The sequence below is a fragment of the Streptacidiphilus sp. MAP12-33 genome, assembly GCF_041261265.1.
Taxonomy (GTDB): Bacteria; Actinomycetota; Actinomycetes; order Streptomycetales; family Streptomycetaceae; genus Streptacidiphilus.
In genome coordinates, this window is record NZ_JBGCCA010000006.1 from 88,704 (window position 1) to 101,649 (window position 12,946).

General features: G+C 73.0%; 12 protein-coding genes. 4 read left to right on the forward strand and 8 right to left on the reverse strand.

The genetic code is table 11. The features are described from left to right. Nucleotides 1-10: 10 nt before the first annotated feature. Both ABH931_RS08565 and ABH931_RS08570 read right to left on the reverse strand, forming a co-directional pair. Entirely contained in the window at nt 11-451 is a 441-nt protein-coding gene (locus ABH931_RS08565) for a Zn-ribbon domain-containing OB-fold protein (RefSeq protein ID WP_370111475.1), read from the reverse strand. A gap of 74 nt (nt 452-525) precedes the next feature. Continuing rightward, nucleotides 526-981: a DoxX family membrane protein gene (locus ABH931_RS08570; protein ID WP_370111683.1), complete on the reverse strand. Its 456-nt coding sequence runs from the start codon at nt 979-981 to the stop codon at nt 526-528. 147 nt (nt 982-1,128) lie between these two features. On the opposite strand from ABH931_RS08570, the gene ABH931_RS08575 reads away from it, so the two are divergent. The 3 genes from ABH931_RS08575 (at nt 1,129) to ABH931_RS08585 (ending at nt 4,782) form a co-directional block, all read left to right on the forward strand. Continuing rightward, nucleotides 1,129-3,285, forward strand: a complete 2,157-nt coding sequence (locus ABH931_RS08575) for an acetate--CoA ligase family protein (protein WP_370111477.1) — start codon at nt 1,129-1,131, stop codon at nt 3,283-3,285. Beyond that, complete coding sequence (locus ABH931_RS08580) at nt 3,282-4,082, forward strand: enoyl-CoA hydratase/isomerase family protein (protein WP_370111478.1); 801 nt, start codon at nt 3,282-3,284, stop codon at nt 4,080-4,082. The genes ABH931_RS08575 and ABH931_RS08580 overlap by 4 nt, the downstream gene beginning before the upstream one ends. 82 nt (nt 4,083-4,164) lie before the next feature. Continuing rightward, nucleotides 4,165-4,782 (forward strand): flavin reductase family protein, encoded by a 618-nt coding sequence (locus ABH931_RS08585; protein ID WP_370111479.1) that lies wholly within the window; start codon nt 4,165-4,167, stop codon nt 4,780-4,782. Here the strand turns inward: ABH931_RS08585 and ABH931_RS08590 are convergent. Beyond that, complete coding sequence (locus ABH931_RS08590; protein ID WP_370111480.1) at nt 4,754-6,103, reverse strand: MFS transporter; 1,350 nt, start codon at nt 6,101-6,103, stop codon at nt 4,754-4,756. The two genes, ABH931_RS08585 and ABH931_RS08590, sit on opposite strands and share 29 nt — an antisense overlap. 89 nt (nt 6,104-6,192) lie before the next feature. Here ABH931_RS08590 and ABH931_RS08595 point away from each other — a divergent pair, with 89 nt between their 5' ends. Then, nucleotides 6,193-7,182 carry a GlxA family transcriptional regulator gene (locus tag ABH931_RS08595; RefSeq protein WP_370111482.1) on the forward strand — a complete coding sequence of 330 codons (990 nt, stop codon included), beginning with the start codon at nt 6,193-6,195 and terminating at the stop codon, nt 7,180-7,182. Nucleotides 7,183-7,380: 198 nt separating this feature from the next. Here ABH931_RS08595 and ABH931_RS08600 read toward each other — a convergent pair whose 3' ends face one another. The 5 genes from ABH931_RS08600 to ABH931_RS08620 all read right to left on the reverse strand — a co-directional run bounded on the left by ABH931_RS08600 (nt 7,381) and on the right by ABH931_RS08620 (nt 12,925). After that, nucleotides 7,381-8,025, reverse strand: a complete 645-nt coding sequence (locus tag ABH931_RS08600; RefSeq protein ID WP_370111483.1) for an NADPH-dependent F420 reductase — start codon at nt 8,023-8,025, stop codon at nt 7,381-7,383. A 93-nt stretch (nt 8,026-8,118) separates the two neighbouring features. Next, nucleotides 8,119-9,192 carry a Zn-dependent alcohol dehydrogenase gene (locus ABH931_RS08605; protein WP_370111484.1) on the reverse strand — a complete coding sequence of 358 codons (1,074 nt, stop codon included), beginning with the start codon at nt 9,190-9,192 and terminating at the stop codon, nt 8,119-8,121. Between the two features lie 13 nt (nt 9,193-9,205). Next, complete coding sequence (locus ABH931_RS08610; protein WP_370111486.1) at nt 9,206-10,693, reverse strand: aldehyde dehydrogenase family protein; 1,488 nt, start codon at nt 10,691-10,693, stop codon at nt 9,206-9,208. A 152-nt stretch (nt 10,694-10,845) separates the two neighbouring features. Beyond that, a complete protein-coding gene (locus ABH931_RS08615; RefSeq protein ID WP_370111488.1) occupies nt 10,846-12,000 on the reverse strand; it encodes an acyl-CoA dehydrogenase family protein in 1,155 nt (384 codons plus the stop codon). A gap of 16 nt (nt 12,001-12,016) precedes the next feature. Then, the gene (locus ABH931_RS08620) at nt 12,017-12,925 is read right to left on the reverse strand and encodes an SDR family oxidoreductase (protein WP_370111490.1); all 909 of its coding nucleotides are present in this window, start codon (nt 12,923-12,925) and stop codon (nt 12,017-12,019) included. Between the last annotated feature and the right edge of the window lie 21 nt (nt 12,926-12,946).

Here is a 12,946-nt window from a genome sequence, read left to right on the forward strand (position 1 = left end):
CGGAGTCGGTTCAGGACGGGGCCACGCTGCCCACCGCAGGCCGGAAGACCGGTACCCGGGGGCCGGGCTCTCCGTCGACGGCAAATGCGACAAAGTCGGCCACAAGCTCCATACCGACCTGAAGCCGCGTCGGATCGCAGTCCACCAGCGTGGTCATCATCCGCGGGCCCTCCGCGAGCTCGACCACGGCCGCGACATAGGGGAGGCGGTCGCGGAACGGCGGCAGGTCGTTGGCGTGCACGACGGACCAGGTGTAGAGGACGGCGCGGCCGCTCGCGGATTCCCAGGAGACGTCCTCGCTCCAGCAGTGGGGGCAGAACTCGCGGGGATAGTGGTGCGCACGCCCGCAGGCGGCGCAGCGGCGCAGCAGCAGCCGGCCCTCGGCGGCGCCGTCCCAGTAGGGCCGGGTGAACGCGTCGGGTTCGGGCAGGTCCGTGCGGGGGGTGGGCATCGGGCAACTCCGTCCTGGGCGGTCGGCGACAGTCGGTGGCGGGCGGCAGCGGCCGGTGGCGGGCGGCCTGCGGCTCAGGCGCCGAAGAGGTGGAAGGCGCGGTCCAGCGACCAGCACTGCCAGCTCATGGCGAGCAGGCAGACCAGGGAGACGAGCGCCATCATCAGGTTCTGCCCCTGCTCGGCCCAGTCGTGGATCATCAGGGCGAAGTAGAGGAGGTTGAGCAGCAGCCCGCCGGCCAGCGCGATCGGGCTGAGGAGCCCGACGGTGAGACCGAGGCCGAGGGCCAGTTCCGCGAAGACCACGATGTAGGCCATCAGACGCGGGCGGGGTGCGACGACGCGGTCGAAGGAGTCGCGGACGAAGGCCCAGCGGTGCCGGGAGGCGACGCCCTTGGCCCAGTCGATGCCGGTGGAGCGCTGCAACCAGCCCTTCTTGTCCTTGTGGCGCCAGCTCTCCAGCCACCACAGGCCGAGCCCCATCCGCAGCACCGCGAACCACTGCGCCGCCGACAGTCCGTAGGTGTGCACCGTCTGCACGCGCGGCCTCCCCAGCCATCTCGATCGCCGATCCTGACGATGCGTCAGTTTGCTGTCTTCCTGCGGAGCTCCCCCGACAGTAATCTGATGGTACGTCAGATTCGAGAGACGGCACAGAGACCGGATCGGAGGCACGCCATGCGGGAGACGGACACCGAGACCGACGCGAGCGGGCGGCCGCTGCGCCCGCGCGCGGTGGAGCTGGACCGCTTCTTCCGGCCGGCGGCGGTGGCCGTCATCGGCGCCTCGGACACGCCGGGCCGGCCCAACACCGGGATCACCCGGCAGCTGCGGGCCTGGTCCGAACGGGTCGGAGCGCGGATGTACCCGGTGAACCCGGGGCGGGACGAGGTGGACGGGCTGCCCTGTTACCCCGACCTCGCGGCCATCCCGGCCGACCCGGACGCGGACCCGATCGACCTCGCGGTGATCCTGCTGGCCGACCCCGCCGCCGTCGTGCCCCAGCTGATCGAGGCGAAGGTGAAGTACGCCGTGGCCTTCGCCTCCGGCTTCGCCGAGACCGGCGAGAGCGGACGCGAGGCACAGCGGCACCTGGAGCGCCTGGTCACCGAGGCGCCGACGGGCCTGCGGCTGCTGGGCCCCAACACCAACCTCAACGCCTTCGAGCGGTTCCGCGACGACCTGACCGGGCCGGCCATCGCGCTGATCACGCAGTCCGGCCACCAGGGCCGCCCGCTGTTCACCCTCCAGGAGCTGGGCATCCGGCTCAGCCACTGGGCGCCGACGGGCAACGAGGCCGACCTGGAGGTCGCCGACTTCGTCCAGTGGTTCGCGGACCAGCCCGAGATCGGCGCCATCGCCGCCTACATCGAGGGCATCAAGGACGGCCGGGCCTTCCTGCTGGCGGCCGACCACGCCGCACGGCGTGGCGTCCCGGTCGTGGCGGTCAAGGTCGGCCGCACCGACGAGGGCGCGCGGATGGCGCAGTCCCACACCGGCAAGCTGACCGGCGCCGACGACGTGGTGGACGCGGCCTTCCGCCAGTTCGGCGTGATCCGCGTCGACGGGCTCGACGAACTGCAGGACACCGCCGCCCTGCTGGCGCGCGCCAAGGCGCCGCGGGCGCCCGGCGTGGTCGTCTACTCCATCTCCGGCGGCACCGGCGCGCACCTGGCGGACATGGCCTCGGCGGCCGGACTCACCCTGCCGCGGCTGAGCGAGGCCAAGCAGGACGAGCTCCACCAGTGGATCCCCGAGTACCTGAGCGTGGCCAACCCGATCGACAACGGCGGCCACCCGGTCGGCGACTGGCGCGGCCGGAAGATCCTCGACGCGATCCTGGACGACCCGGACGTGGGCGTGCTGATCTGCCCGATCACCGGCCCGTTCCCGCCGATGAGCGACAAGCTCGCCCGCGACCTGGTCGAGGTCGCGGAGACCACCGACAAGCTGGTCTGCGTCATCTGGGGCTCGCCGGTCGGGACGGAGGCCGCCTACCGGGAGACGCTGCTCGGCTCCTCGCGGGTCGCGGTCTTCCGAACGTTCGGCAACTGCGTGCGCGCGGTCGCCGCCTACCTGGAGCACCACGCCTTCGCAGGCGGCTACCGCTCCCCCTTCGACGACGCGCCGCGCGAGCCCTGCGCGGGCAAGGCCAAGGCGCAGCGGCTGCTCCACGAGGGCGAGAAGCTCAGCGAGTTCGCGGCCAAGCAGCTGCTGCGCTGCTACGGCATCCGGGTCCCGCGCGAGCAGCTGGTCACCAGCGCGGCGGGCGCGGTCCGGGCGGCGGGGGTCGTCGGCTATCCGGTGGTGCTCAAGGGCTCGGCGCCCGGCGTCGCGCACAAAACCGAACTGGGCCTGGTGAAGGTCGGGTTGACCAGCGCGAGCCAGGTGCGGGAGGCGTTCCGCGAGCTGACCGAGAACGCCCGGGCCGGCGGCATCCCCCGGCTGGACGGCGTGCTGGTCTGCCAGATGGTCGAGGCGGGCGTCGAGATGGTCGTCGGCGTCACCGACGACCCGGTCTTCGGCCCGGTGGTGACCGTCGGCATGGGCGGGGTCTTCGTCGAGGTGCTGCGCGACACCACCGTCCTCGTCCCGCCGTTCGGGCCCGCCGACGTACGCAGAGCGCTGGACCGGCTGCGCTGCCGCCCCCTGCTGGACGGCGTCCGCGGCCTGCCGCCGATGGACGTGGACGCGCTGGTGGAGGTCGTGCTGCGGGTCCAGCGGATGGCGCTGGACCTCGGCGACCAGCTCACCGAGCTGGACATCAACCCGCTGGTGGTGCTGGAACGCGGCAAGGGCGTCGTCGCGCTGGACGCGCTGGCGGTGTGCCGATGAACGCCGGTGCGCAGTCCGTGCTGCTCGTGGCGGACGGCGACGACGGGGTACGGCGGCTGACGCTCAACCGCCCCGAGGCGCTGAACGCCGTGACGGCCGAGCTGCGGGAGCGGCTGGTCGCCGAGTTGGAGGCGGCCTCGGCCGATCGTCGTGTGCGGGTCGTCGTGCTGACCGGGGCCGGGCGGGCGTTCTGCTCCGGCGCGGACCTCAGCGGGGGCGCGGGAGGCGAGCGCACCGCGGGGGACGTCGCGCGGATGCTGCGGACGGGCGTGCAGCGGATGGTCGCGGCCGTGCTGGACTGCGAGAAGCCGGTGCTCTGCGCGCTCAACGGCGTGGCGGCCGGGGTCGGCGTGCAGCTCGCCCTCGCGTGCGACCTGGTGCTGGCCGCCGAGGAGGCGTCGCTGGTGCAGATCTTCGCCAAACGCGGTCTGGTCCCCGACGGCGGCGCGGCGTGGCTGCTGCCGCGGCTGGTCGGTGTGCAGCGGGCCAAGGAGCTGCTCTTCCTCGGCGAGAAGGTCCGCGCGACGGAGGCGGAGCGGCTGGGCCTGGTCAACCGGGTCGTGCCGGGCGCGGAGCTGGAGAAGCTCGTCGCCGAGTGGGCGGGCCGGCTCGCCGCCGGGCCGACGCGGGCGTACGCGCTGACGAAGGCGCTGGTGCACGCGTCCCTGGACGGGGACCGGGCCGCGTCGTTCGCGGCGGAGGCGACGGCGCAGGAGATCAACATGACAACTCGCGACGCGCAGGAGGGCGTCCGTGCTTTCGTAGAGCGACGGGAAGCCCTTTTCGAGGGGCGGTAGTTGCACTCACCTCGGGTTCCCCGCGCCCCTGAGATGAGTGCAACCGGCCTTGGCAGCGAACAAGACCCGAAGGAGCGAACCCATGGGCCACGAAGGTATGGCGATGGCCGCCGTCCGCTACCTGCGGGCGGCGGGAGCGGCGGTGAGTGTCGCGCCCACGGTGGCGGAGGTGTTCGCCGAGCCCGAGGCGCAGGCGGACGCGGACGCGCGGGTGCTGCGGGACGCGCTCGGGCACTTCGCCACCGGCGTCACCGTGATCACGGCCGCGGGCGAGGACGGACAGCCGGTCGGCTTCGCCTGCCAGTCGTTCGCCTCGCTCTCCCTCGACCCGCCGCTGATCTGCTTCAACGTCGCCCGGACATCGTCCAGCTGGCCTCGCATCGCCCGCGCGGGCGCGTTCTGCGTGAACGTGCTGGCCGAGGACCAGGGCGAGTTGTGCCGGTCGTTCGCGGTGAGCTCCTCCACCGGGGCGGACAAGTTCGCCGGAGTGGCCTGGGCGCCCGCGCCCGCGACCGGATCGCCGCGCCTTGACGGGGCGCTGGCGTGGGTGGACTGCACCGTCCACGCCGTGCACACCGGTGGCGACCACCTGATCGTGCTCGGACGGGTCCGCGAACTCGCCGCCCCACGAGGCGCGCAGGCCGGGCCGCTGCTCTTCTACCGGAGCGGCTTCAGGCAGTTGCGGGTACCCCTGGGCTGAGCGGGACCTCCGCCCCGCCGGCCGGCGGGCGGCGCAGCAGCAGCGCGCAGAGCGCGGCCACCGCGCACAGCGCGCCCGCGCCGTACCAGGCGAGGTCGTAGCTGCCGAGCCGGTCGCGGATCAGCCCGGCGACGGCGGCGACGATCGCCGCGCCGATCTGGTGGCCGCAGAGCACCCAGCCGAAGACCACGGGCGCGTCGTCGCCGAACCACTCCCGGCACAGCGCGACTGTCGGCGGCACCGTGGCGACCCAGTCCAGGCCGTAGAACATGATGAAGACGACCATGCTCGGGTGCACGGTCCGTGCGAACAGCACCGGCAGGAACAGCAGCGAGGCACCGCGCAGCAGGTAGTAGACGCCGAGCAGCTTCCGCGAGTCGAGGCGGTCGGTGAGCCACCCGGAGAAGACCGTGCCGATCACGTCGAAGACGCCGACCAGCGCGAGCAACGACGCGGCCGCGGTCTCCGCCATGCCGTGGTCACCGGCGGCGGGGATGAAGTGGGTACCGACCAGACCGTTGGTGGTCGCGCCGCAGATCGCGAACGAGCCGGTGAGCAGCCAGAAGGCACGGGTCCTGGCCGCCTCGCGCAGCACCCGCACCGCGCGCAGACCGCGCCCGGCGGGCGGGGCCGGCGGGACGTGGTCCTCCGGCGCGCCGTAGGGCAGCAGGCCGAGGTCGGCGGGGTGCTCCCGCATCAGCAGGGCGACGACCGGCACGACCGCGAGGGCGCAGACGGCCACGGTGAGCGAGGCGCTGCGCCAGCCGTACTGCTGCACCAGCCAGGCCAGCACCGGCAGGAAGACCAGGTTGCCCGCCGCGCTCGCGGCGGTCAGCACACCGGTGACCAGGCCGCGCTGCTTGACGAACCAGCGGGCGGTGACGGTCGCGCTGAACGCCAGCGCCATCGAACCGGAGCCGAGACCGACCAGAAGCCCCCAGCCGAGCAGCAGTTCCCAGGGCTGGGTCATGAACAGGGTCACGCCCGCACCGAGCGCCATCACCGCCAGCGCGACGGAGACGACCGGCCGGATGCCGAACCGGTCCATCAGCGCGGCGGCGAACGGCGCGGCCAGGCCGTTGAGCAGCACGTTGATCGAGACCGCGGTGCCGACCAGCCCGTGCGACCAGCCGAACTCGTGGTGCAGCGGCTCCATCAGGAGCGCGGGCGTGGAGCGGAAGCCCGCGGCTCCGACCAGGACGACGAGCGCGACGACGGCGACGATCCACGCGTAGTGCAGACGAGGGCCGCCCGGCCGCGGGGGTACGGGTGCGGGTGTCGGGTGGTCGAGGTCGGGTGCGGGGCTCAACTGATCGGTCACTCCAGGAGCGTGCCGGTCGCTCCCCCACGGCAGCGAGTGGCCGGAAGGCCACCTTGCGCAAAGATCGAGCCAGAGGTGAGAGTGGACGCATGACCCCGAGCTCCAGCGCTGCCACCACCCGCCCGCACGAGGTCGCCGTCCTCGCCCTGGACGGCGTGGTCGCGTTCGAGCTGGCCACGCCCTCGCGCATCTTCGAGTCCGCGCACGAGCCCGGCACGCCCCCGCGCTACCGGGTCCGCACCTGCTCGATCGACGGCGGGCCGGTGCGGACCGGCTCCGACTTCGGCATCGTCGTGGACCACGGTCCCGAGCTGCTGGCCGAGGCCGACACCGTGGTCGTCCCCGCCTCCTTCGAGCTCGGCCCGGTGTTCACCGAGGGCAGGCTGACGCCGGAGCTGGACCGGGCGCTCGGCCTGGTCCGGCCGGGAACACGGATGGTCTCCATCTGCACGGGCTCGTTCGTGCTGGCCGCGGCCGGGCTGCTCGACGGCCGGCGCGGCACGACGCACTGGCGCTACACCGAACAGTTCCGGCGGCTCTTCCCGCGGGTGCTGCTCGACCCCGACGTGCTGTTCACCGACGACGGCGAGGTCCTGACGTCCGGCGGCGTCGCGGCCGGGGTGGACCTGTGCCTGCACATCGTCCGCCGCGACCACGGCTCCGCCGTGGCCCACTACGTCGCCCGCCGTTGCGTGGTCGCGCCGTGGCGCGAGGGCGGGCAGGCCCAGTACGTGGACGTCGCCGTCCCCGAGCCGGGCACCTCGGGCACGGCGCCCGCTCGCGCCTACGCGCTGGCGCATCTCGCGGAGAACCTCACGCTCGGGCTCCTCGCGGAGCGCTGCGGGATGAGCGTGCGCACCTTCACGCGGCGGTTCCGCGAGGAGACCGGGCAGAGCCCGGTGCAGTGGCTGCTGGTGCAGCGCGTGCAGGCGGCCCGGCGCCTGCTGGAACAGGGGGGACCGACGGTGGACCGCGTCGCCCACGAGGTCGGCTTCGGCAGCGCGGCAAGCCTGCGCCAGCACATGCACTCCGTGCTGGGCGTCTCCCCTACGGCCTACCGGCGAACCTTCCGGGCGTAGCCCGTCAGGGGCCCGGGGCTCTGCCGATGGGCGGCTCCTCCCCCAGCGTTCGGCCGGGAGGTGCCCCCTGCGTGGGCGCGAGCAACCCGCCCGAGGCGGATGGCCCTGTCCGCTCGGGACCTGACCGCACTGGGTGGCTGGTCCCGCCCACCCGGCGGAGCCGCAAGTCAGCGGAGCCCCGCGCCCCTGACGGTGCGACTACCTCACGATGGCGAAGTTGAAGTCCCCTGTCCCCAGGACCCCGTAGAGGCGGACCCAGAGGCCGACCAGCTGCTCCACGCCGCGCGCGCTGGTGAGGTCGCCCAGGTCGAGGATCTGGTCCTCCCCCCACCCGAAAGAGCCCAACAGCTCGCGCACCGCGCTCTTCGCCGCGTCCTCGTCGCCGCTCAGGAAGACGTTGTGGTGGCCGGGGACGCGGGAGGGGTCGACCATGACCGCGTTGTTCATCGTGTTGAGCGTCTTGACCACCCGGGTCTCCGGAAAGGCGCGTTGCAGCTGCTCGGCGACGCTCACCCCGTCAGGAGTGACGATCCTGGGCGGGAAGCCGTCGGAGAAGTCGAGGCCGTTGGAGACGTCGACGACGACCTTGCCGCGCAGGTTCTCCGCGCCCGCCGCGGTCAGCGCGGCGAGGGAGACGAGGCCGCCGGTCGCGTTCACCACGATCTCGGCGTCCGCCGCCGCGTCCGCGAAAGTGCCGTGGGAGGCGCCGTTGGCCGCCGCCCACTCCTTCGCCGCGGGGTTGTCCGCGGTCCGGGAGCCCATGACGACCTCGTGGCCGAGGGAGGCCAGCTTCGTCGCCAGCGTGTGGCCGACCTCGCCCGTGCCGAGGACTGCGATCTTCATCTGCGTTCCTGTCTGCTGAGTGCGCCGTGGGTCGGGACCGATCATCGCGCCCCACGGCGGCCCCCGCAGACGTTTACACGCCATGAGACACCGTCAGAACGTCAGCACCGCGCGGGCGACTCCGCCCGTGTGGGTGGCCTTCGCCGCGGCCTCGAACTCGTCGACGGGGAAGGTGCAGGTGACCAGCTCGTCCAGGAGCAGCCGGCCGGCGGTGTAGAGCTGCGCGTAGCGGGCGATGTCGCGCGGCGGACGGGAGGAGCCGTAGCGGCAGCCCAGGACGGACTTGTCCAGGAACAGCTCCGCCGGACGGAACGAGGCCTCCGCGTCGGCAGCCGGCATGCCCAGCAGGACCGCCTGGCCGTGCCGGTCCAGCATGTCGATGGCCTGCCGGGTGAGCTTGGTCGGGCCGACGCACTCGAAGGCGTGGTCCACACCGTTCGGGACCAGCGCCTTGACCGCCGCGACGGTGTCGTCGACGGCGCGCGCGTCGACGAAGTCGGTCGCGCCGAAGGTGCGGGCGATGCCCTCCTTGTCGGCGACGGCGTCGATCGCGACGATCCGGGAGGCGCCCGCGATCCGCGCGCCCTGGATGACGTTGAGGCCGATGCCGCCGCAGCCGATGACGGCGACGGTGTCGCCGATCTCGACGCGCGCCCGGTTCAGGACCGCGCCCACGCCCGTCAGCACCCCGCAGCCGATCAGCGCGGCCGAGGTGAACGGGATCGCCGGGTCGATCGGCACCACCTGCACCGCCTTGACGACCGTGCGCTCGGCGAAGACCGAGGTGGAGGCGAAGTTGTAGAGCTGCTGCCCGTCCCCGTCGCGGGTGAACGGCTTGGTGGGCATGCCGATCGCCTTGCGGCACATGGTCGGGCGCCCGAGCGCGCACTCACGGCAGGTGCCGCAGTTGGCCAGGGTGGAGAGCGCGACGTGGTCGCCCGGCTTGACGTGGGTGACGCCCGCGCCGACCGCCTCCACCGTGCCGGCGCCCTCGTGCCCGAGCACGACCGGGACGGGGAAGGGGATCGTCCCGTCGATGACGGACAGGTCGCTGTGACACAGGCCCGCGGCGGCGATCCGCACCAGCACCTCGCCGGGCCCCGCCTCGCGGACCGTCAGGTCGTCGACCACCTGGGGGGCCTTGCCGTCGAAGATGACGCCTTTCATGTCCGTTCCCTCCTCAGGACTGCCACACGATGGCCTGCTGCTCGCTGTAGGCGTGCAGGCCGAAGGAACCGCCGTCGCGGCCGACACCGCTCTGCTTGAAGCCGCCGAAGGGCGTCTCCGGGTGGCGCTGGGCGGTGTTGATGCCGACGTTGCCGCTGCGCAGGCGCGCGGCGAGCCCGTAGGCGCGGGCCGTGTCGGCGGTGAAGACGTAGTCGTACAGCCCGTACTCGGTGGAGTCGGCGATGGCGAGCGCCTCCTCCTCGTCCTCGAACGGGATCACCACGACGACCGGCCCGAAGACCTCCTCGCGCGCGATCGTCATCGCGGCCGTCACGTCCGCCAGCAGCGTGGGCGCCACGAAGAAGCCGGTGCCGGGGAGTTCGGGCGTGTCCGGGGTGTGCTCCTTGCGGGTGCCGCCCAGCACCAGCCGGGCGCCCTCGGCGAGCGCGCCGCTGATGTAGCCCTCGACGCGGTCGCGGTGGGCGGCGGAGATGACCGGTCCGACGACGGTGGACTGCGACAGCGGGTCCCCGACGGGCAACCGGGAGGCGAAGTGCGCGAGCCCCGCGACCACCTCGTCGTAGCGGGACCGGTGGACGAGCGCGCGGGTGGGCGCGGTGCAGATCTGGCCCGAGTGGAACGCCCAGGTGGAGCCGATGGCCTGGACGGCCTTGGCCAGGTCGGCGTCCTCCAGCACGATCGCCGCGCCCTTGCCGCCGAGCTCCATCAGCAGGCGCTTCATGGTGGCGCCGCCGTCGGTGGCGATGCGGCGGCCGACGGCGGTCGAGCCGGTGAAGCTGATCATGTCGACGTCGGGCGAGGCCACGAGCGCGGCCCCGGCGGCGGCGCCGGAGTCGGTGACGACGTTGAACAGGCCCGCGGGCGCGCCCGCCTCGACGAAGATCTCGCCCAGCTTGAGGCAGGCCAGGGGGTCCTGCGGCGCGGGCTTGGCGACGACGGTGTTGCCCATCGCGAGAGCGGGCGCGAGCTTGCCGGCCAGGTTGACGATGGGGAAGTTGTACGAGGTGATGCACCCGACGACGCCCACGGGCCGCCGTGCGGCGGCGGCGTTGGTGAGGCCCCCGGCCGCGAGCGGGGTCGCCGCCACGGGGTACGCCGGGAAGGACTCCACGGCGGGTTCGAGCGCACCGCGGGCGTAGCGGCGGAACCGGTCGGCGACGACGGGCAGCTGCATGGCGGAGGCGACCCGGATCGTGGCACCGGTCTCGGCCTGGAGCAGCGGTACGAAATCAGCCGCCCGCTCCAGGACGAGATCGGCGATCCGGTCCAAGAGCGCCGCTCTCTTCGCGGGAGCGGTCGCCGCCCACTCCGCTTGCGCGGCTCGGGCCGCGGCGACGGCGTCGGCGACGTCCTGCGCGGACGCCTCCGGCGCGTGGCCGACGAGGCCTTCCGTTCCGGGGTTGATGACGGGGTAGGTACCGGCGCCGCCCTCACGCCACTCGTTGTTGATGAAGAGGCGGTGCGGTGTTGCTTCGGTCATGGAGCCCTCACTTTGATTTCAAGGGTCAGTCGCACCATCAGGGGCGCGAGGAACTGCGCGAGAAACCAACGGCGTGCGGATGGCCCTGCGCGTTGAGGGCCACCCGCCCGGGTGGCTTGTCGCGCAGTTCCTCGCGCCCCTGGGGAGTGCAACTACCGCGGCAGCCCGAGGACCCTCTCGCTGATGATGTTGCGTTGGATCTGGTCACTCCCGCCGTAGATGGTGTCCGCGCGGGAGAAGAGCAGGGTGTGCTGGGCGGGGGTGAGCGGGTAGGCGTCCGGATCGTGCCGTGCGCCCAGCACGAACGCCCCGGGGAGGCCCTGGACCTGGAGCGCCAGCTCCCCCAGGCGCTGGTGCCAGTTGCCCCAGACCAGCTTCGCCACCGCCGCCGTGCCCGGCTCCGCGCGGCCCAGCGTGCGCAGCGCGTTGGCGCGCATCACCCACAGGTCCGCCCACTGGCGCGTCAGCGCCTCCCGCAGGACGGGGTCCCGGTCTGCGCCGGAGTTCGCCGCCGCGCGCAGGACCGCGTCCAGCTCGCGCTGGTAGCCGATCTGGCGGCCCAGCATGCCCGCGCCGCGTTCGAACGAGAGCAGCGTCATGGCGATCCGCCAGCCGTCGCCGACCGCGCCCAGGACGTCGACGGCCCGGGCCCCGTCGAAGAAGACCTCGCTGAACTCGCTGACCCCGTCCAGCTGCCGGATCGGCCGTACGTCGATCCGGCCCGCCTCCTGCCGCATGGGCAGCAGCAGCAGGCTGAGCCCGTGGTGGCGGCGCGAGCCGGGCTCGGTGCGGGCCAGCACGAAGCACCAGTCGGCCCACTGCGACAGCGAGGTCCAGGTCTTCTGGCCGGTGACGATCCACCCCTCGCCGTCCGCCGTCGGCTCGGCGACGGTGCGGACGTTCGCGAGGTCGGAGCCGGCGTCGGGTTCGCTGTAGCCCTGGCACCAGATCTGGGCGCCGGCCGCGATGCCGGGCAGGTAGCGCTCCTGCTGCTCCGGGGTGCCGTGGAGCAGCAGCGTGGGCGCCAGCAGTTGCTCGCCGACGATGCCGAGCGGGTCGGGGGCCCCGGCCCGCGCGTACTCCTCGAACCAGACGACCTGGCGGGTCAGGCTGTCCTCGGGCCAGCCGAGGCCGATCCAGCCGCCCGCGCCGAGCTCGCGCTCCCACGCGCGGCGCCGGTCGGCGTCGCCTGGTGCCTTGACGCCGCGCAGGTCGGCGAAGGCGCCGCAGGGGCCGAGACGGTCCGCCAGCCACTGGCGGGCCCGCGCCCGGAACTCCTCGTCCGCCGTGTCGAAGCCGAAATCCACTTCTCCTCACCCGGCCTTACGCATTGGGGCGGTCCTTCGCGGCGGCGGCTTTGGCCATCGCCTCCAGTTGGGCCAGCATCGGCATCGGGTCGACCCCGACCGTGCCGGGCAGGAAGTCCGCGATCCGCTCGGGGGTCCACGCGCCCGACTCGGCGTACATGGCCCGAAGTTCACGCGGCTGCGCCCAGACGGCGATCTTGGGTCCGGCGACGGTGTAGACCTGGCCGGTGATCTCGCGCGCGGCGTCGGAGAGCAGGTAGACCACGAGCGCGGCCACGTCCTCCGGCTCGCCGATCTCCTTGAGCTCCATCGGGACGTTCGCGGACATGCGGGTGCGGGCGACCGGGGCGACGCAGTTGGCGGTGACGCCGTACTTGTGCAGACCGAGCGCCGCGCTGCGGGTCAGCGAGATGATGCCGCCCTTGGCCGCGCTGTAGTTGGGCTGGCTGACGGAGCCCTGGTGGTTCCCGCTGGTGAAGCCGATGAGGCTGCCGCCGCCCTGCTTGCGCATCAACGCGGACGCGGCGCGGAACACCGTGAAGGTGCCCTTGAGGTGGGTGGCGATGACGGGGTCCCACTCCTCCTCGGACATGTTGAAGAGCATCCGCTCGCGCAGGATGCCCGCGACGCAGACGACGCCGTCCAGCCGCCCGAACGACTCGACGGCGGTACGGACGACCCGCTCGCCACCGGCCATGGTGGCGATGTCGTCGGCGACGGCCACGGCCTCGCCTCCGGCGGCCTCGATCTCCTTGACCACCTCGTCCGCGACCTCACTGGCCGGCGCGGAGCCGTCGATGCCGACGCCGTAGTCGTTGACCACCACCTTTGCTCCCCCTGCGGCACAGGCGAGCGCCACCGCACGCCCGATGCCACGTCCGGCGCCGGTCACCGCGACCACTTTGCCGCGCAGGAACTCAGCCACGCCGTACCCCTCCTCAAGAAT

Coding starts and splice junctions, on each gene's coding strand:
- ABH931_RS08580 (WP_370111478.1), top strand. CDS start 3,282: ATGAACGCCGGTGCGCAGTCCGTGCTGCTCGTGGCGGACGGCGACGAC.
- ABH931_RS08610 (WP_370111486.1), bottom strand. CDS start 10,693: ATGACCGAAGCAACACCGCACCGCCTCTTCATCAACAACGAGTGGCGT.
- ABH931_RS08600 (WP_370111483.1), bottom strand. CDS start 8,025: ATGAAGATCGCAGTCCTCGGCACGGGCGAGGTCGGCCACACGCTGGCG.
- ABH931_RS08575 (WP_370111477.1), top strand. CDS start 1,129: ATGCGGGAGACGGACACCGAGACCGACGCGAGCGGGCGGCCGCTGCGC.
- ABH931_RS08585 (WP_370111479.1), top strand. CDS start 4,165: ATGGGCCACGAAGGTATGGCGATGGCCGCCGTCCGCTACCTGCGGGCG.
- ABH931_RS08565 (WP_370111475.1), bottom strand. CDS start 451: ATGCCCACCCCCCGCACGGACCTGCCCGAACCCGACGCGTTCACCCGG.
- ABH931_RS08595 (WP_370111482.1), top strand. CDS start 6,193: ATGACCCCGAGCTCCAGCGCTGCCACCACCCGCCCGCACGAGGTCGCC.
- ABH931_RS08605 (WP_370111484.1), bottom strand. CDS start 9,192: ATGAAAGGCGTCATCTTCGACGGCAAGGCCCCCCAGGTGGTCGACGAC.